An 18,088-nucleotide genomic window follows, 5' to 3' on the forward strand; every position below is an offset into this window, starting at 1 on the left:
AAGAGCACCGGCGGCCAGTCAGCACAGAGAGCATGTTTTCGAGATCCAACGGCGGATCGGTCAGGGCAGCGGGTCGTGTTTCGTGGATAGCTGCTTTGTCGAGCGGCTGTAAGTTCTGAATTTTTTTGGCGTTACGCCCATCAGCGATCGGAATTTAAAACAGTAATAGGCGCTGTCGGTGAATTCACACTGGTAGGCAATATCCGTAATGCTCAATTCGGTATTTCTCAGCAGCTCGGCTGAGGCGGCAATTTTCTTTCTGACCAGATAGTCTTTAAAACTAATCTGCATGATTTTTTTGAAGGTGCGGGAAAAGTGGCTGGATGAAAGCCCGCAGCGTTCAGCGGCATCGTTCAGCGTGATGCTGAACGTCCGATCTCGTTCAATCTGCACGACAAAATCGATAAGGCTGTCGAAGGTGCTGTTCTTGTCTTCGCTGACGTTCACCTTAACAGCCTGCTCGGCGTGGCCGTAAACCGTATTCAGCAGCAGCGTTAATAACGGGTTGGATTCGCGTGAGCTGTGCGGCTCGTCATGCAGCTGTGTAAACCAGGTAAACAGAAACTGCATGCGTTCCGCATCACGTTCATTGAGCTGAAGGACAAACCCGGCGTGCTGACCGGTAAAGGGCAGCGGGCATTTGAGCCGGTTCATCACCACATTGCTGTACTGCAGTAAAAACCGTTCGTGATCAGGGGTAAACGCCAGCTCCATATCATGCAGGATCATCGATCCTACAAAAACCAGCGTATTGTCGCGCAGCGCGAGTTTTTCACTGCCGATTGAGTACGATCCCTCGGCGCGGCGGAACCACATAATCTCGTGTTCCAGATGCACATGAGGGCGAATATACACCCCTTTTTCGGGCACCCCCTCCCGCGCACGCAGCAGGTAGTCCACGCCAAGGGTGGTTTCAATTTTTTCGAAAAAGCGATCGTCGTTCCACATCAGGCGCAAGATTCTTACAAAACGGCGGCAGGGAACCCCCACTATCGGGGGTTATAAGGTAGAAAATCAATATAACTTTCTCCCACCCTGTACCGTTACGCAGAACAGCCGAACACTACGCCATGATAAAAACGGACTGAGGCACGGTATTACGCCCTGCCCGCCACCTCATTCACCACCTGCACGTACGCCTGAACCGCCTGCGCCACGTCTTCCGTGGTCACCGACTCTGCCGGATTATGGCTGATACCGCGATCGCAGCGCACGAACAGCATGGCCGACGGCCAGCGCTCGGCCACAGCGATAGCATCATGCCCGGCACCGCTCGGCAGCGATACGCTGCGCCCCTGCACCTGAACAACGGCGCGGGTCAGCGCGGCCTGCAGTTCGTTATCGCAGGCGGTGGCGGCAATGCAGTAAAACTCCTCGGCGCTGAAGCTGATGCCGCGACGCTGGGCAATCGCCTCGCCTTCGGCCAGCAAATCGGCCAACAGTGCAGAGAGCGGGCCGTCTTCCGGGCCGCGCACGTCGAGCGACAGCGCCACATCACCGGGAATGACATTTACCGCGCCCGGCTGACATTGCAGCGTGCCGACCGTGGCCACCAGCTGCGGACCAACCTGTGGCGTGCGGCGCTCGATATACACCATCCACTCGGCGGCGGCAGCCAGCGCATCTTTACGGTGGCTCATTGGTACGGTTCCGGCATGACCGGCCTCGCCAACAAAGCGACAGTTCAGGCGGTGCGCACCGTTAATCGCCGTCACCACACCCAGCGCCAGCTGTTCCTGCTCCAGGCACGGCCCCTGCTCGATATGCAGCTCCAGATAGGCCACGAAGTCTTCGACATCGCGCGCCGACTGCCAGATGCGGTCGGCATTCAGCCCGCAGTTTTTCATCGCCTGCGCCACGGTAATGCCGTTGGCATCCGGGTGATCGACCCAGCTTTCCGGCCAGCTGCCGGTCAGGCCGCGGCTGCCCAGCAGGGTGATACCGAAACGGGTGCCTTCTTCATCGCAGAAACCGATAATCTCAATGGCCAGCGGCAGGCGCTCGCCGCGATCGTGAAGGTACTGCACGGTTTCAATCGCAGTCAGCACACCGAGCATGCCGTCATAGCGCCCGGCATTGCGCACCGTGTCCAGGTGAGAACCCAGCAGCAGCGCTTTCGCGCCGACCTGCTGGCCCTCATAGCGCCCGCAGATATTGCCGACGCTGTCCTGCCACACTTTCATCCCTGCCGCCGTCATCCACTTGCCAACCATCGCGTTAGCCCGCAGCAGCTCCGGCGACAGATAAACGCGGGTCAGTTCACCCGGCGTTTCGCTGATTTCTGCCAGCGCATCGCAGCGGGCCATCACGCGCGCCGCTGCCTCAGCGGCGGCGGCGGCCGTCATCAGGCACTCACTCATTAACGGCTCCCGTTATAGTGATCCCAGGCTGCCTGCATCGCAGCACCCTGGGTTGTACGGAATCCAAGATGGTTCAGCACGGCTTCCAGCGCGCTCAGGGTCTGCATCACGCAGTCTTTACGCGCGTTATAGCCCATGGTGCCAATACGCCACACTTTGCCAATCAGCGGGCCAAACGAGGTGCCGATCTCAATGCCGAAATCTTCCAGCACCAGCTTACGCACCAGATCGCCGTTGACGCCCTGCGGGATCACCACGCCGAGCACGTTGTTCATTTTGTGGTTAAGGTCACCGAAGGTTTCCAGCCCCATTCCCTGAATGCCTTTCAGGAGCGCGTCGCCGTGCAGCTTGTGGCGGGCGATGCCGTTATCCAGCCCCTCTTCCAGAATCAGGCGCGCGCATTCGCGGGCACCGAACAGCGCGGAGGTAGCCTCGGTATGGTGGTTCAGGCGCTCAGGCCCCCAGTAATCCATGATCATGCCGAGATCAAAATAGTTGGAATAGATCATCTCATCGTCGCCGTCCTGGTGCGCATCGGTACGGATACCCGCTTCCACGCATTTGCGCTTGCGGATCGCCTCTTCCATCAGCGGGCTGAGGGTGATCGGCGAAGTTCCTGACGGGCCGCCCAGGCATTTCTGCATGCCGGCAGAGACCGCATCCAGTCCCCAGGCATCGGTTTCCAGCGCGTTACCGGCGAAGGAAGCGGTAGCGTCGGTGTAGAACAGCACGCCGTATTTACGGCAGATGGCACCCAGTTCTTCCAGCGGTTGCAGCATGGTCGTCGAGGTGTCGCCCTGCACGGTCAGCAGCAGGCGCGGCTTCACTTTTTTGATCGCGTCTTCAATCTGATCCGGGGTGAACACTTCGCCCCACGGTACTTCAATGGTGTGAACTTCCGCGCGGCAGCGGCGAGCAATTTCGCACAGCAGATGGCCGAAACGACCAAAGACCGGCACCAGAACTTTGTCACCCGGACGAATAGCAGACAGCAGGATGGCCTCGATCCCCGCGCGCGAAGTGCCGTCAATCAGCATGGTCCACTGATTTTTGGTACGGAACACGCCGCGATAAAGCGCCATCACTTCGTTCATATACTGGGTCATGGCCGGATCGTACTGCCCGATCAGCTGGCTGGACATGGCGCGAAGCACGCGCGGGTCAGCGTTAATCGGCCCCGGCCCCATCAGTAAACGCTGCGGCGGGTTGATCTGGGTAAATTTAGATAAATCCATCATCGATTCCTATATGTAAATAACGCTTCAGGCGTTACTGGTGCAGGCAGTTTGCACACGGGCAGCGCGCAAGAACCGGAGCGTACACGTAGTACGTGAGGATTCTGAGCACTGCCCAGGTGCAAAATGGCAAACAAAGTAGCCTAAAGCCCACGCACCGAGGAGATAAACTGTTTAAGCTCATTGGTCTGTGGGTTGGCAAACAGGGTTTTACTGTCGCCCTGCTCCCAAACGCGGCCCTGATGCATAAACACTACGCGGTCGCCCACTTCGCGGGCAAAATTCATTTCATGCGTCACGAGGATCAGCGTCATGCCCTCTTTCGCCAGCTGCTCCAGCACTTTCAGTACTTCGCCAACCAGCTCTGGATCGAGCGCCGAGGTGATCTCGTCGCACAGCAAGACTTTCGGTGACATCGCCAGCGCACGGGCAATCGCCACGCGCTGCTGCTGGCCGCCGGACAGGTTGGCAGGATAGTAATCCATGCGATCCCCCAGCCCGACTTTATTGAGCATTTCCGCCGCCAGCGCCCGGCACTCGGCGTCGCTTTTTTTCAGCACGCGACGCGGTGCCAGCATGACGTTTTCCAGCGCGGTCATATGCGGGAACAGATTAAAGTTCTGGAACACCATGCCGACAGAATGGCTGATTTCCCGCGCCTGAGATTCACGATCGGTGATGGTCATCCCGCCCAGTTTAATGCTGCCTTCCTGATAGCCTTCCAGCCCGTTCATGCAGCGCAGCAGGGTACTTTTCCCCGAACCGCTGCGGCCGATGATGGAGATCACCTGGCCCATTTCGATGTCGAGATCCACGCCTTTCAGTACGTGGTTGTCGCCATAGTATTTCTGCACCTGATTAATGGTGATGAGCGGCATTGAATTTCTTCTCCAGATACTGGCTGTAGCGGGACAGCGGATAACACATCAGGAAGTAGCCCAGCGCCACCAGCCCGAAAACTTTAAACGGTTGATACGTCACATTGTTCAGTATGGTTCCGGCTTTGGTCAGCTCGATAAAGCCGATAATCGACGCCAGCGCCGTACCTTTCACCACCTGTACGGCAAAGCCCACGGTCGGCGCGATGCCGATGCGCAGCGCCTGTGGCAGAACCACGCGATACAGCGTCTGGCCGAAGCTCAGACCGAGGCAACGGCAGGCTTCCCACTGCCCTTTCGGCAACGCCTGGATGCTGCCGTACCAGATATCAATCAGGAAGGCGCTGGTGTAAAACGTCAGCGCCAGCGAGGCGGCGGTCCACGGCGAAACGTCAATGCCGAACAGCGCAACGCCGAAGAAGGCCAGAAACAGCTGCATCAGCAGCGGCGTTCCCTGGAACAGTTCGGTCCAGGCGCGAATAAAGCGGCACGGCCAGCGGCGACGGGTCAGGCGAACCATCACCAGCGGCATCGCCACCAGCGTGCCGCCAAAGAATGCCGTCAGCGACAGCAGGATGGTCCAGCGCGCCGCGAGCAGCAGATTGCGCAGAATGTCCCAGTCGGTAAAGGTCGTCATTACGGCTGCTCCCCGAACCATTTACGCCCGGCGGCCAGCAGCAGCTGACGCATGGCAATCGACAGCGCCAGATACATCAGCGTGGTCACCAGATACACTTCAAAACTCAAAAACGTCCGCGACTGGATCAGGTTGGCGGCAAAGGTCAGCTCTTCATAAGAGACCTGCGACACCACCGAGGAGCCCAGCATCACGATAATGCACTGGCTCACCAGTGCCGGATAAATGCGCTTCATTGAGGGCGGCAGCACCACGCGGATAAACGTCTGAGTGCGGGTTAAGCCCAGCACCCGCCCGGCCTCCCACTGCCCTTTCGGCGTCACCTGGATACCGGCGCGGATGATTTCCGTGCTGTAGGCACCGAGGTTAATCAGCATCGCCAGCAGCGCCGCCTCACCGGCGGTGAGTTTCAGGCCCAGATTGGGCAGGCCGAAAACGATAAAAAATAGCTGAACCACAAACGGCGTATTGCGGATCAGTTCGACGTAAGCGCCCCAGCAGCGGCTGAGTAGTGAGGGTTTACCGCTTCGCAGCGCTGCCCCCAGAATACCCAGCCCCACGCCCCCAACGGTAGCCATCACCGTTAGCTGGATAGTCACCCACAGGCCGGAAATCAGTTCCGGCCAGTAGGGCCACAGAGCGGGAAAATTCAGTTGCCCGATCATCAAGTCAGCCCCGATTAACCCAGGTCAGCGGGTAATGGCGCTTTCAGCCATTCTTGCGATAGTTTGTTCAGCGTGTCGTCCTTCAGCGCCTGGCCGATCAGCTCATCCACTTTAGCCTTCAGAGCCGGTTCATTCTTTTTCATGCCGATAAAGCACGGCGAATCTTTCAGCATAAACTTTGCCACCGGCGCTTTGTCAGCGTTCTGGCGGGCAATAGCGGCCACGACCAGGTTACCGGTTGCCACATACTGCACCTGACCAGACAGATAGGCCGACAGCGTGGTGTTGTTATCTTCGTAGCGTTTCACTTCCGCCTCTTTTGGTGCCACGCTGGTCAGAACCATATCCTCAACGGCACCGCGGGTAACGCCGATGGATTTGCCGCTCAGCTCCGCCGCGTCTTTCAGAGTACCGTCTTTCGGACCAAACACGCCGAGGAAGAACGGTGCATAGGCGCGGCTGAAGTCGATCACTTTTTCACGCTCCGGATTTTTACCCAAGCTGGAAATCACCAGGTCCACTTTATCCGTCTGCAGATAAGGCACACGGTTTGCGCTGGTAACCGGCACCAGCTGCAACTTAAGTTTCATTTGCTTAGCCAGATACTTCGCCATATCGATGTCATAGCCCTGCGGCTGTAAGTCAGTACCTACTGAACCAAACGGCGGGAAATCCTGCGGTACGGCAATACGGATAACGCCACGTTTTTCAATATCTTGTAGTTGGTCCGCCAGCGCCGAAGCGGTAGACGTCAGCAGTAAAGCGCCAGCCAGTAATGCGAATAAGCCTTTTTTCATTCTCACTTCCCCGATTAATACATCATGAAACGAAAGATTCTTAAAGAATTTATTTGCAACTAATGTGCCACCGGGGATTTTGGCGTTGATTTTTCTTGCTGAAATCGGTGGCCGATCGACAACGCTTGATTAAAACCTGATTAAAATCAGAATCAAAGAAATAAATTCCATAAATAAAATCGGGTTATTTCGATGAAAAAATTCAGAAAAGGCAGATCGAAGCGTGAGAAAAGCGCAATAAAAAGGGGCACCGCCTCGTGCCCCATAACTATGCAAAGCACCAAATTAGTGCCCCATCAACGCTGTTCCAGCTCGTCCAGCTCGCCGTAAAGATCGGCAATCTGATGGATACGCTGACGCCCGTTGCTGAGTAACTCATGTAAGACGGCATTCGATAGCAGATTGACCAGGCTGTTGGCCGCCGAGTAGCTGTCAAAGGCCGATACGCTATCCAACGGCGCACACAGCTGCCAGCGCGCCAGCGCGATGGACGTCTGCGCCTGAGGTTCGCACATCACCAGCGTGGGGATATGCCGCTGCTGCAGCTGCTGTAACAGCGGCCGGATAATGCGCGGGCGGCGGCGAAACGCCATCACAATCACCATATCTTCCGGGGTGATGTCGATTAGCTCTTCGGAAAAAGTTTGCCCCGGCTGCGGCAGCAGCTGCACCCGGCTCCGAACCTGCAGCAGCTGCTGGCGGAAGTGCAGTGCGACCGGATAAGAATTGCGTAAGCCAATAATAAAAATTCGCTGGCTCTCACACAGTGCCTGTACGACCTGGCCGAAATGCGTGCTGTCGAGGGTGTTAACCCACTGCGTAAGGTTAGCCATTTCCTGCTTGTAGTGGCGTGCTAACAGGGTATTGCCCTGAACCGCATCGCGCACGTCCGTCAGCGGCATGCCGCTCTGGCGCAGGGTGCGCAGCTCGTTGCGCATATCTTTATAGGTGTCATAGCCCAGGCGCTTAAATAAGCGGCTTACCGTGGCCTTCGACACCCCACTCAGCCGCGCCAGTTCAGCGCTGTTGTAACCAATCAGGTCGTCATAATGATCGAAGACGAAATCCGCAATGCGCTGCTCCTGCGGCGAGAGTTGCGCATAGTGACCGCGCAGGCGTTCATCAAGCTGCTTCATGTCTATGCATCCTGTAACTTTTGTTTCATTCCACCGATCATATACAAATAACGTGCCTGTCTGTAGCCGGACAGAAAAATGCCTTCGCTTACGCCCTGTTTTCCCGGCCCCCCCGCCTGCGTCTGATTGTTATACAAAAACTGGAATGACTCTTGCTTTAGTCACACTCAGTTCGAGCAATAACGAGAATAATATGAATCAGAGCAATATGGCACCGCAGGGGATGGCCGTAACCCCACATCATCTGGCCAGCGAGAGCGCGCTGGGAATTTTACGGGCGGGAGGCAACGCCATTGAAGCCATGGTCGCGGCCGCAGCCACCATTGCGGTGGTCTATCCCCATATGAACGGGCTGGGCGGCGACGGTTTCTGGCTGATTGTTCCGCCAGGCGGCGAGCCGGTCGCTATCGATGCCAGCGGCGCGGCAGGTTCCCTGGCCGATCTCGACTTTTACGCGGGCGAAAGCCATATTCCCCATCGCGGGCCGAAATCGGCGCTGACCGTGGCAGGGACGGTCAGCGGCTGGTCAGAAGCGCTGGCCGTTTCCGGCGAATACGGCGGTGAGCAGCTGCCGCTGGCTCGCCTGTTAAATGATGCGATCCGCTATGCGGCGGACGGCATTCCGATCACGGCTTCACAGGCGGAAGCCACCGCCAGCAAATACGCGGAACTGGCCGAACAGCCTGGTTTTGCTACCACGTTTTTACCGGGAAATGAAATCCCGAAATCCGGCAGCCGCTTTGTGCAACCGGACCTTGCCGCTACGCTGATCCAGCTGGTTGAAGAAGGACTGGATACCTTCTATCGCGGTCCGCTGGCACAGCGGCTGGCCGCAGAAATGTCGCAGCTCGGTATGCCGATTACGCTGGAGGATCTGAACCGTCAGCAGGCAAAACGCCGTACGCCGCTGCGCATTCGCCACCAGTCTGGCGATATCTACAATATGACACCGCCTACCCAGGGACTGGTATCGCTGGCCATTCTGGGCATCACCGACCATCTGACGATGGAAGATGCGGACGAGGCGCAAACCATCCACCGTATCGTCGAAGCCACCAAACTGGCTTTCGGACTGCGCGACAGCCACATCACCGATCCGCGTTTCATGCGCGAAGAGATGCAGTCGCTGCTGACATCCGATCGTCTGAAGCAGCTTGCCGATCGGATCGATCTGAATCAGGCCGCACCGTGGGGCAACGGCAAAGGCCCGGGTGATACCGTATGGATGGGCGTGATGGACAGCAGCGGGCTGTCGGTCTCCTTTATCCAGAGTATTTATCACGAGTTTGGCAGCGGCGTCGTGCTGCCGGGCACCGGTATCACCTGGCAGAATCGCGGGGCATCGTTCAGCCTGGATGCCGATCACCTGCTGGCGCTGGCCCCCGGTAAACAGCCGTTCCACACACTCAATCCGGCAGCAGCAAGGCTGAACGATGGCCGCACGCTGGTTTACGGTTCAATGGGCGGTGACGGCCAGCCGCAGACCCAGGCCGCCATTTTCACCCGTCATGTCGTTCAGGGGATGCCGCTGCAACAGGCGCTCAGCGCACCGCGCTGGCTGCTGGGCCGCACCTGGGGACAGCTGTCCGACTCCCTGAAGCTGGAAGGTCGATTCAGCGCAGAAACCATCAACGCGCTGCAGGCGCTGGGGCATGAGGTCGAGCTACTGCCCGATTTCAGCGAGGCGGTAGGCCACGCAGGCGCGATCGTACGCCATACCAACGGCATGCTGGAAGGTGCCTTCGATCCCCGCAGCAACGGCAGCGCCGCGGGCTTTTAGCAGGAGAAGAACATGACGCCAACTCAGCCTGACTGGGCAACGTATATCTTACAGATGGAGCAGATCCTCGGGATGGATCTCGACGAAGCACGCCGGGCCGAGCTGCTGGTACAGTTCACCCGTATTGCCGCCATGGCGGCACCGCTGATGGCCTTTCCGCTGGATGACCGGCTGGAAGTGGCGGGGGTATATAAAGCATGAATCTGGCCGCTCTCTCCATCAGTGAAATCAGACAGGCGCTGGCAACGGGCGATCTGAGCGCTGCGGATATCGCCAGCCGGACGCTTGCGGCGATAGAACAGCACAACCCGGCGATTAACGCCTGGACCGGCGTGACACGCGATCGCATGCAGCAGGAAGCTCTGCGCGTCGATCGCCTTAAGCGTGACGGCCAGCCTCTTCCTCCGCTTGCCGCCGTGCCCTATGCGGTTAAAAACCTGTTTGATGTGGCCGGTCACACCACGCTGGCCGGGGCCAGCCTGTTCAGCGATCGCCCCGTTGCCAGGGAGGATGCCTGGGCGGTGCGGCAGCTGACCGCCAGCGGAGCGATGCTGTCAGGCATGCTGAATATGGATGCCTACGCCTACGGTTTCACCACGGAAAACACCCACTATGGCGCCACGCGAAACCCGCATGACACTTCGCGTATTGCCGGAGGATCGTCCGGCGGTTCTGCCGCTGCCGTTGCCGCCGGGCTGGTTCACTTCACGCTCGGCACCGATACCAACGGTTCCATTCGCGTTCCGGCTTCGCTGTGCGGAATTTTTGGGCTAAAACCCACCTTTGGCCGCCTGTCGCGCAGCGGCAGCCATCCGTTTGTTGCCAGCCTCGACCATATTGGTCCACTGGCTCGCCGGGTGAGCGATCTGGCAGAAGTATATGATGTCCTGCAGGGCCACGATCCCGCTGATGCATTTCAGGCGACGGAAGCCCCTGCCGCCACCGTTTCACAGCTGGATCGTGGGATTGGCGGCCTGCGCGTCGGCGTGCTGGGCGGCTATTTTCAGCAGTGGTGCGATGATCACGCGCGCACCGCCGTCGCCACTGCGGCGAAGGCGCTGGAAGCCATTGATGAGTTTTTACTGCCGGAGGCCGAGCTGGCACGCGCATCGGCATTTATCCTCACGGCGGCCGAAGGCGGAAATCACTATCTGCCCGCGCTGAAGCAGTCGCCGGAGCGTTTCGAACCCGCATCCCGCGAGCGGTTGCTGGCCGGCGCCATGCTGCCTTCGGCATGGTATGTTCAGGCTCAGCGTTTCCGCCGCCACTGCCAGCAGCAGGCGCTGGCGCTGTTCAACGATGTTGATGTGCTGATCGCTCCCGCCACGCCGACCTGCGCCACGCTGATTGGCCAGCAGACAATGCGCATTAATGGCAACGACTTGCCAACCCGCGCGAGTATGGGCATGCTGGCCCAGCCGATCTCATTCCTCGGACTGCCGGTCGCTACCGTTCCGTTACGAACGACGAGTGGGTTGCCGATTGGCCTGCAGCTAATCGCGGCACCGTTTAACGAACAAGCCTGTCTGCGAGCCGCCAGGGCGCTGGAGCAGATGGGTATTGCGCAGGCGATGCCTGCAAACATGGAAGATAAAAAATGAAAAGTGAACATATCGATCGCCCGGCGATCCACGCTGAAGTGACTGCGGCCTTTTATCGCTACGAGGAAGCCTTAATCAGCAACGATACTGTCGTTCTGGATGAGCTGTTCTGGCACGACGATCGCACCGTACGTCTGGGCGCCGGTGAGAATCTGTATGGCATTGACGCTATCCGCGAATTCCGTGCATCACGCTCGCCCGTCGGGCTGAACCGCCAGCTGCAAAATACGGTGATATCCACCTTTGGCGAGGATTTTGCCGTTTGCAGCACCGAATTTACCCGCGAGGGCAGCGATAAAATCGGACGTCAGCAGCAAACCTGGGTGAAACTGCCCTGTGGCTGGCGGATTGTTGCGGCACAGGTCAGTTTAATTCCCTGATTGATGTTCTTCCGGTAGCGTAAAAAAACGGATGGGTTTCCCCATCCGTTTTTGATCAGGCCTGTGGAGCCGGATGCGTTTTTATCCAGTGATCGGCGATCTGCTGGCGGGTACAAATCCACACGTTATCGTGCTGCTGGATATGGTCCAGGAAGCGCTGCAGCGCGCGGAAGCGGCCCGGGCGGCCAAGCAGGCGGCAGTGCATACCGATGGAAAGCATTTTCGGCGAAGTTTCACCCTCTTCATACAGCACATCGAAGCTGTCGCGCAGGTAGGTGTAGAACTGCTCTGCGGTGTTAAAACCCTGCGGCGTTGCAAAGCGCATATCGTTGGTTTCAAGGGTGTAGGGAATAATCAGGTGCGGTTTAACGGTGCCGTCCTGACAGGTCACCTGGGTCCAGAACGGCAGATCGTCACCGTAATAGTCGCTGTCGTAGGTGAGCCCGCCCTGCTCCACCACCAGCCGACGGGTATTCGGGCTGTCGCGCCCGGTGTACCAGCCCGTTGGCGTTTTGCCAAACAGATCGGTGAGCGTATCCAGCGCCTGCTGCATATGCTGGCGCTCGGTTTTCGCATCCATTCCCTGGTAGTGGATCCAGCGCCAGCCGTGGCTGACAACGTCGTAATCGGCGTTTTTGATCGCCTCGACGATCTCCGGGTGGCGAGCCAGCGCCATTGCCACGCCAAATACCGTCAGCGGCAGACTGCGCTTTTGGAATTCGTTATGGATGCGCCAGAATCCGGCACGAGAGCCGTATTCATAGAGCGAATCCATCGACATATGCCGCTCGGGATAACTTGCCGCACCGATGATATCGGACAGAAACTGCTCGGAGCCCGCATCACCGTGCAGGACGTTGTTTTCCGCACCCTCTTCATAGTTGAGTACGAACTGCACGGCGATCCGTGCTTTACCCGGCCAGGCGGCGTGGGGAGGATTCCCCGCGTAGCCAATCAGGTCACGCGGGTAGTTTTTGTTAAAGCTGTACTCTTTCTTTTCCGGACTATCGCTCATCAAAACATCCTTAGTATCGGAACAGATCGTTGCCTTAGTTTAGGCGTTCAAACTGACCTGAAAGTTTTTTTCGAATCGGGTAATCCAGATCGCCATGCTTACTGGTATTCAACCCCAGAGCCAGCAGCGACTCCACCATTTTGACCGCCGCGCCCACACCATCAATCACCGGCACGCCGAGTTCATGCGTCAGTTCACGCGCCAGATCGGCCATGCCGCCGCAGCCGAGCACAATGGCCCCGCTGTCGTCTTCACGTATGGCTTGTATACAACGCTGGCGCACTTTTTCCTGCGCGATACCGCTACCGTCTTCCAGTGCCAGCACCGGCAGATCGATAGCGTGTACCGCTGCGCAGTGGTGCTCAAAACCGTACTGCCGCAGCAGATGGCGGGCAATAATGACCGTGCGCGGCAGCGTGGTGACTATCGAAAAACGCGTGGCAACCATTGTCGCCATATGCATCGCCGCTTCGGCAATGCCCACCACCGGGCCCTGCGCCAGTTCGCGCGCGGCCAGAAGCCCCGGATCGCCAAAGCAGGCGATAACGTGTCCCTGAGCGCCCTGCTCGCGCCCCGCTTTGATCTGTTCCAGCACCCCAATCGCCGCGATCGCTTCATCGAAATGCCCTTCAATCGACGGAACGCCCTGCTGCGGGCAAACGGCAAGAATCTCAGTATTACCGGCGGCCACCGCGCGCGCCGCCGTACCGATGGTTTCGGTCATTGCCAAGCTGGTGTTGGGATTGATCACCTGAATGATCTGCTTGTTCATGCTCAGGCTCCTTTTGCCGCAAACAGGCGGGCAAAGTCAGGTAGCGTTTCGCCACTGCGCTCAAAGTGCAGACTGGCAACGATATGATCGAAATGTTTCCGTAATGCGTCAGTCAGCCGATCCAGTTCTTTTTCACGCAGCAGTTCCAGCAGCCGGTCGTGGTCGTCGCAGCGGCAGCCGTGCTGCCAGGGTGCGCCGTAGGCCGCCACCACCAGCGAAGAGCGCTGGCTGAGGCGCGTCACCAGCTCGGTCAGCACCTGATTGCCGGATATCGCCTGTAGCTGAATATGGAATGCGGCGGAAAGCCGGATAGCGGCGGCACCATCATGTACGGCATGGGCCTGCTGTTCCTGCTGGTTTATTTTTTCCAGCGCCGCCAGGTGTGGACCCCGGCAGTGCGCCAGAACGTCGGGAAGATTGGCACACTCAAGCAGACTGCGGGTGCGGAAGATATCCTGCGCCTCTTCCACGGAAGGCGTGGCCACCTGCGCACCACGTTTGGGCGTCAGCGTGATCATTTGCACCGCGGCGAGGCGCTGAAGCACTTTGCGGATGCCGGTGCGGCTCACGCCAAAGACCTCGGAAAGCGCCTCTTCCGGTAATTTACTGCCCGGCGGCAGCTGATGTTCAACAATCGCCGTCATTAGCGCCTGATAGATAGGTTCATCCTTATCACTCAGGTCAGAGGCCGTTTTCAGCCCGGTTTCACTCTTCATTACCTTCTCCGGTAAACATCATTTCCATCGACAATCGTACACAGCAATAACCTATTTTTGTATACAAAGTTTTAAGATCTGGCCTGAATCCTGCAATGACCTTAACAGGCACATTTTTCTTACTGTATTCAGAGGAGCAGGTTTCATGCCAAAGAGTCAACTTTCTTCCCCGGCGGCGGCATCAGAGGCCGCCAAAAGCTACAGCCCGCGGCTGTGTAATGAAGACCTTGCTCCCGTGCGCAAGCAGAACTGGAGCTGGTACAACATTTTTTCTTTTTGGATGTCGGATGTACACAGCATGGGGGGCTATGTGGTGGCAGCCAGCTTCTTTACGCTGGGACTGGCCAGCTGGCAGGTGCTGATGTGCCTGCTGGTAGGGATCTGCATCGTACAGCTGTGCGCTAACCTGGTGGCGAAGCCCAGCCAGATGACCGGCGTTCCTTATGCGGTGGTCTGCCGCCAGGCATTCGGCGTATTCGGTGCCAACATCCCGGCGGTAATCCGCGGTTTGATCGCGTTTGCCTGGTACGGCATCCAGACCTATCTGGCCGCTAACGCCCTGATGCTGGTATCGCTGAAGTTCTGGCCTGCACTGACCCCAATGACTCAGGTGTCCTGGCTGGGCCTGTCACAGCTGGGTTGGCTCTGCTTCGGCATTATGTGGCTGCTACAGGCGATGGTGTTCTGGCACGGTATGAACGCGATTAAACGCTTCATCGATATCGCCGGCCCGGCCGTGTACGTAGTAATGGGCGCACTTGCCGGATGGATTGTATACAAGACCGGTTTTGACGGTATCTCCTTTACGCTGGCCAGCAAGTCGTTGAGCGGCGGCGAGCAGGTATGGCAGATGATTACCGCCACTGCGCTGGTGGTGTCTTACTTCTCCGGCCCGCTGCTCAACTTCGGTGACTTTGCACGCTACGGTAAAAGCATGGGTGAAATCCGCCGCGGTAACCGCTGGGGCCTGCCGTTTAACTTCCTGCTGTTCTCGATTGTTACCGTGGTGATCGTTTCCGGTACGCAATCGCTGTTTGGCCGCATGATTACCGATCCGATTGAAACCGTTAGCATGGTCGGTAATGACCTGGCGGTGGCGATCGGGCTGTTAACGATGATTACCGCCACCATCGGCATTAATATTGTGGCCAACTTTGTGTCTCCGGCCTTCGACTTCTCTAACTGTTCTCCACAGAAAATCAGCTTCCGTACCGGCGGGATGATTGCGGCCGTGGGTTCCGTGCTGTTAACGCCGTGGAACCTGTTCCAGTCACCGGAGCTGATTCACTATACGCTGGACGTGCTGGGCGCATTTATCGGGCCGCTGTTCGGCATCCTGCTTGCCGACTTCTATCTGCTGAAGCGCAGCAAGATCTCCGTTGACGACCTCTTTGACGCCACGCCGAAAGGAAAGTACTGGTACAAAGGCGGCTTCAATCCGAAAGCGATTGCTGCGCTGCTGCCGTCGGTGGGCATTGGCCTGGTGATCAGCTTTATCCCTTCGCTGCACGCGGTGGCTAACTTCAGCTGGTTTATCGGTGTGGCGCTGGGAGCCGGAGCCTACCGCTGGATTGCCCGCGATGAAATGGCCTCTGCACGGGCGGGCGGTGATTACCGTGCCGATGTGGTGATGCAGAAAGAGCAGCAATAGCAACGTAATAAACTTAGCTCAGGCGGTCATGCCTGTGAGTGAAGTTTTGATGAAAGCCGTAACGGATAGCGTTGCGGCTTTTTTTCGCCGGAACGTTTTTCAGGAAAGCAGAAACGAGAAAGGCCGATTCTTTCGAATCGGCCTTTCTCTGTATACTTGGCGGAACGGACGGGGCTCGAACCCGCGACCCCCTGCGTGACAGGCAGGTATTCTAACCAACTGAACTACCGCTCCGCGCTTTGTTCCCCGTCGGGAACGAATCGGATATTACGGATCGACAAAACGTTCGTCAACGCTTTTTATTCAGAATTATTTCAACTGTTCTTTTTTTGCACTTAAAGCGGTTTTATTGCGCATTTTTAGTGACTTACTACACATTTTCCTGCTGCGGACGCCACAGGCAGCTGCCGCCTTTCTTCTGTACCAGATCCAGTCGTTTTTCATGCTCGGCCAGTTCCTGCTCGCTGGCGCGCAGCACGCGCAGCCCCGATGAAGGTCGCGCAATACGATGGATAGTATCGCCGCCGCTTTGTTCTTCCTTTTCCCCTTCCATTGAAAACGACAGCGAAGTCTGACCGCCGGTCATAATCAGGAAGACATCCGCCAGGATTTCGGAGTCAAGCAGTGCGCCGTGCAGCGTTCGCTTACTGTTATCTATTTCATAACGCGAGCACAGCGCATCAAGACTGTTACGCTTGCCGGGGAACATCCGGCGCGCCATCGCCAGGCTATCGGTGATCTGACAGAAGGTTTCTGTCTTCGGGATATTGCGTTTGAGCTTGCCGAATTCATAGTCCATAAAGCCAATATCGAACGAGGCGTTATGGATGACCAGCTCCGCGCCGTCGATGTAGGCGAGGAAGTCATCGGCAATGTCGGCAAACGTCGGTTTATCAGCAAGAAATTCGTCGGCAATACCGTGAACGCCAAACGCTTCCGGGTCCACCAGCCGATCGGGCTTCAGATAAACATGAAAGTTATTGCCGGTCAGGCGGCGGTTAATCACCTCAACGGCACCAATTTCGATGATGCAGTGCCCTTCATAGTGGGTACCAATCATGTTCATACCGGTGGTTTCGGTATCGAGTACGATCTGGCGTGTGGTATTTACTGTGCTCATAGGACCCGTTTATGTCAGACTTGGCGTTTTTCTACAGGGAGTCTACCAGAGATGCTTAAGCAGGTAGAAATTTTCACCGACGGTTCGTGCCTCGGCAACCCGGGACCCGGTGGATACGGTGCGATTCTTCGCTACGGCGAGCATGAAAAAGAGTTCAGCGCCGGATTCCATCTGACCACTAATAATCGCATGGAAATGATGGCGGCAATCGTGGCGCTTGAGGCGCTGAAACAGCCCTGTAAGGTCATTCTGAGTACTGACAGCCAGTATGTGCGCCAGGGGATCACCAGCTGGATTCATAACTGGAAAAAGCGCGGCTGGAAAACGGCGGATAAAAAGCCGGTAAAAAATGTCGACCTGTGGCAGCGCCTCGACAGCGCACTTAGCCTGCATGACATCGACTGGAAATGGGTAAAAGGCCACGCCGGTCATATCGAAAACGAACGCTGTGACGAACTGGCCCGCAGCGCTGCCGGTAATCCCACATTTGATGACGTTGGCTATCAGTCGGGTTCCTGAGGGGTGCGCGGGTGAAACTGTCGGGTAGCGCCCACTGTTTGTAGCTTCGGCTTGCTGGTACTCTTTTTCATCGGATTGATAATCAACGGGAAGGTGCGCTTGCGGGCCACAATAAGATTCAGGCAGCCAAGCGCAGGCAGATGCGTGCTGATCACCTTCCCGCCCTGCCGGCTCCAGGGTAATACCTGAAAACCGCTGCGCTGCACCACTTCATAATTCAGCAGGCTCAGCCAGTCCAGCAGCCGCATCTGCGTAAACATGCGGCTGTTCCAGGGGATCATACGGTGAACGCCCGGGATCAGCTTGCCGACGCCCAGCATACTGAACAGATTGAATCCGCTGATCAGCATCCAGCCGTCATCAATTAATACCCGATCGACTTCACGCAGGATGCGATGCGGATCGCTGCTCCAGGCAAGAGTATGAGCCAGCAGGCAGGCATCCACCGACTTCGATTCAAAAGGCAGGCTGAGCGGGTCTGCTTTTACCTGGAGCAGATCGCCTTTCAGTCCCACATTAACCTGATGCGAAATGGCGCAGGATTCCGTATCAATTTCCGCGCTGAGATTGCCCAGCTTGAGCAGGTGAAAACCATACAGTTTGGCCAGACTGGGGCGCAGATGATGGGCAAGCGCGTCACGATAAAACTCGCCGCAGGGAATTTGCGACCATGAGTCAGGCACGTGGCGGATTTGGCGTGTTTTAGCAGGCTTCATGCTTTACCATCTTCTATCCATTATGAGTGTATACCCAGTCTGATTAGCGTTGCCGCAGGACACCTGGCGCGGCGTCACTGATGAAAAGTATATAAGAGCCTGTCCCACCA

At 57.3% G+C, this 18,088-nt stretch carries 19 protein-coding genes and 1 tRNA gene; 6 read left to right on the forward strand and 14 right to left on the reverse strand.

Features of this window, described 5'->3' with window-relative positions:
* Nucleotides 1-60 precede the first annotated feature (60 nt).
* The 8 genes from IBT47_RS20115 to IBT47_RS20150 form a co-directional block, all read right to left on the reverse strand.
* Nucleotides 61-948 (reverse strand): helix-turn-helix transcriptional regulator, encoded by an 888-nt coding sequence (locus IBT47_RS20115; RefSeq protein ID WP_200562519.1) that lies wholly within the window; start codon nucleotides 946-948, stop codon nucleotides 61-63.
* Nucleotides 949-1,097: 149 nt separating this feature from the next.
* Nucleotides 1,098-2,360, reverse strand: coding sequence for an allantoate amidohydrolase (hpxK, locus tag IBT47_RS20120; protein ID WP_200562522.1), 1,263 nt, complete (start codon nucleotides 2,358-2,360; stop codon nucleotides 1,098-1,100).
* Nucleotides 2,360-3,595 carry an alanine--glyoxylate aminotransferase family protein gene (locus IBT47_RS20125; RefSeq protein ID WP_200547633.1) on the reverse strand — a complete coding sequence of 412 codons (1,236 nt, stop codon included), beginning with the start codon at nucleotides 3,593-3,595 and terminating at the stop codon, nucleotides 2,360-2,362. The genes hpxK and IBT47_RS20125 overlap by 1 nt, the downstream gene beginning before the upstream one ends.
* A 143-nt stretch (nucleotides 3,596-3,738) precedes the next feature.
* Nucleotides 3,739-4,473 carry an amino acid ABC transporter ATP-binding protein gene (locus tag IBT47_RS20130; RefSeq protein WP_105590685.1) on the reverse strand — a complete coding sequence of 245 codons (735 nt, stop codon included), beginning with the start codon at nucleotides 4,471-4,473 and terminating at the stop codon, nucleotides 3,739-3,741.
* Nucleotides 4,454-5,110, reverse strand: a complete 657-nt coding sequence (locus IBT47_RS20135) for an amino acid ABC transporter permease (RefSeq protein ID WP_123335480.1) — start codon at nucleotides 5,108-5,110, stop codon at nucleotides 4,454-4,456. The genes IBT47_RS20130 and IBT47_RS20135 overlap by 20 nt, the downstream gene beginning before the upstream one ends.
* Complete coding sequence (locus tag IBT47_RS20140) at nucleotides 5,110-5,775, reverse strand: amino acid ABC transporter permease (RefSeq protein ID WP_105590683.1); 666 nt, start codon at nucleotides 5,773-5,775, stop codon at nucleotides 5,110-5,112. The genes IBT47_RS20135 and IBT47_RS20140 overlap by 1 nt, the downstream gene beginning before the upstream one ends.
* A gap of 14 nt (nucleotides 5,776-5,789) precedes the next feature.
* Nucleotides 5,790-6,572 carry a transporter substrate-binding domain-containing protein gene (locus IBT47_RS20145; RefSeq protein ID WP_105590682.1) on the reverse strand — a complete coding sequence of 261 codons (783 nt, stop codon included), beginning with the start codon at nucleotides 6,570-6,572 and terminating at the stop codon, nucleotides 5,790-5,792.
* A gap of 296 nt (nucleotides 6,573-6,868) precedes the next feature.
* The gene (locus IBT47_RS20150; protein WP_105590681.1) at nucleotides 6,869-7,708 is read right to left on the reverse strand and encodes a MurR/RpiR family transcriptional regulator; all 840 of its coding nucleotides are present in this window, start codon (nucleotides 7,706-7,708) and stop codon (nucleotides 6,869-6,871) included.
* A 193-nt stretch (nucleotides 7,709-7,901) separates the two neighbouring features.
* Between IBT47_RS20150 and IBT47_RS20155 the strand changes: the two genes are divergently transcribed.
* The 4 genes from IBT47_RS20155 to hpxZ are packed head-to-tail and all read left to right on the forward strand — an operon-like array spanning nucleotide 7,902 to nucleotide 11,469.
* A complete protein-coding gene (locus tag IBT47_RS20155; protein ID WP_200562525.1) occupies nucleotides 7,902-9,488 on the forward strand; it encodes a gamma-glutamyltransferase family protein in 1,587 nt (528 codons plus the stop codon).
* Between the two features lie 12 nt (nucleotides 9,489-9,500).
* Nucleotides 9,501-9,689: an oxalurate catabolism protein HpxX gene (hpxX, locus tag IBT47_RS20160; RefSeq protein ID WP_200547613.1), complete on the forward strand. Its 189-nt coding sequence runs from the start codon at nucleotides 9,501-9,503 to the stop codon at nucleotides 9,687-9,689.
* Entirely contained in the window at nucleotides 9,686-11,089 is a 1,404-nt protein-coding gene (locus IBT47_RS20165; protein WP_200562528.1) for an AtzE family amidohydrolase, read from the forward strand. The genes hpxX and IBT47_RS20165 overlap by 4 nt, the downstream gene beginning before the upstream one ends.
* A complete protein-coding gene (hpxZ, locus tag IBT47_RS20170; protein ID WP_105590677.1) occupies nucleotides 11,086-11,469 on the forward strand; it encodes an oxalurate catabolism protein HpxZ in 384 nt (127 codons plus the stop codon). The genes IBT47_RS20165 and hpxZ overlap by 4 nt, the downstream gene beginning before the upstream one ends.
* A gap of 55 nt (nucleotides 11,470-11,524) precedes the next feature.
* On the opposite strand, the gene puuE is transcribed toward hpxZ, so the two are convergent.
* Genes puuE through IBT47_RS20185 form a run of 3 tightly spaced genes read right to left on the reverse strand, consistent with a single transcriptional unit; the run spans nucleotide 11,525 to nucleotide 13,972 of the window.
* Nucleotides 11,525-12,484, reverse strand: coding sequence for an allantoinase PuuE (gene puuE / locus IBT47_RS20175; RefSeq protein ID WP_200562530.1), 960 nt, complete (start codon nucleotides 12,482-12,484; stop codon nucleotides 11,525-11,527).
* A 34-nt stretch (nucleotides 12,485-12,518) separates the two neighbouring features.
* Nucleotides 12,519-13,256: an allantoin racemase gene (hpxA, locus tag IBT47_RS20180; RefSeq protein WP_200547616.1), complete on the reverse strand. Its 738-nt coding sequence runs from the start codon at nucleotides 13,254-13,256 to the stop codon at nucleotides 12,519-12,521.
* 2 nt (nucleotides 13,257-13,258) lie between these two features.
* Nucleotides 13,259-13,972, reverse strand: a complete 714-nt coding sequence (locus tag IBT47_RS20185) for a GntR family transcriptional regulator (protein WP_105590674.1) — start codon at nucleotides 13,970-13,972, stop codon at nucleotides 13,259-13,261.
* 145 nt (nucleotides 13,973-14,117) lie between these two features.
* On the opposite strand from IBT47_RS20185, the gene IBT47_RS20190 reads away from it, so the two are divergent.
* Nucleotides 14,118-15,623: an NCS1 family nucleobase:cation symporter-1 gene (locus IBT47_RS20190; RefSeq protein WP_200562533.1), complete on the forward strand. Its 1,506-nt coding sequence runs from the start codon at nucleotides 14,118-14,120 to the stop codon at nucleotides 15,621-15,623.
* Between the two features lie 157 nt (nucleotides 15,624-15,780).
* On the opposite strand, the gene IBT47_RS20195 is transcribed toward IBT47_RS20190, so the two are convergent.
* Nucleotides 15,781-15,857: transfer RNA gene (locus tag IBT47_RS20195), tRNA-Asp, on the reverse strand.
* Between the two features lie 136 nt (nucleotides 15,858-15,993).
* Entirely contained in the window at nucleotides 15,994-16,743 is a 750-nt protein-coding gene (gene dnaQ, locus IBT47_RS20200) for a DNA polymerase III subunit epsilon (RefSeq protein ID WP_200562535.1), read from the reverse strand.
* 51 nt (nucleotides 16,744-16,794) lie between these two features.
* Between dnaQ and rnhA the strand changes: the two genes are divergently transcribed.
* Nucleotides 16,795-17,262, forward strand: a complete 468-nt coding sequence (gene rnhA / locus IBT47_RS20205; protein WP_105590671.1) for a ribonuclease HI — start codon at nucleotides 16,795-16,797, stop codon at nucleotides 17,260-17,262.
* On the opposite strand, the gene IBT47_RS20210 is transcribed toward rnhA, so the two are convergent.
* The gene (locus IBT47_RS20210; protein WP_200562538.1) at nucleotides 17,247-17,978 is read right to left on the reverse strand and encodes a class I SAM-dependent methyltransferase; all 732 of its coding nucleotides are present in this window, start codon (nucleotides 17,976-17,978) and stop codon (nucleotides 17,247-17,249) included. The two genes, rnhA and IBT47_RS20210, sit on opposite strands and share 16 nt — an antisense overlap.
* Nucleotides 17,979-18,088 lie beyond the last annotated feature (110 nt).

It is taken from the genome of Erwinia sp. S43 (assembly GCF_016624745.1).
GTDB classification, from domain to species: Bacteria; Pseudomonadota; Gammaproteobacteria; order Enterobacterales; family Enterobacteriaceae; genus Erwinia; species Erwinia coffeiphila.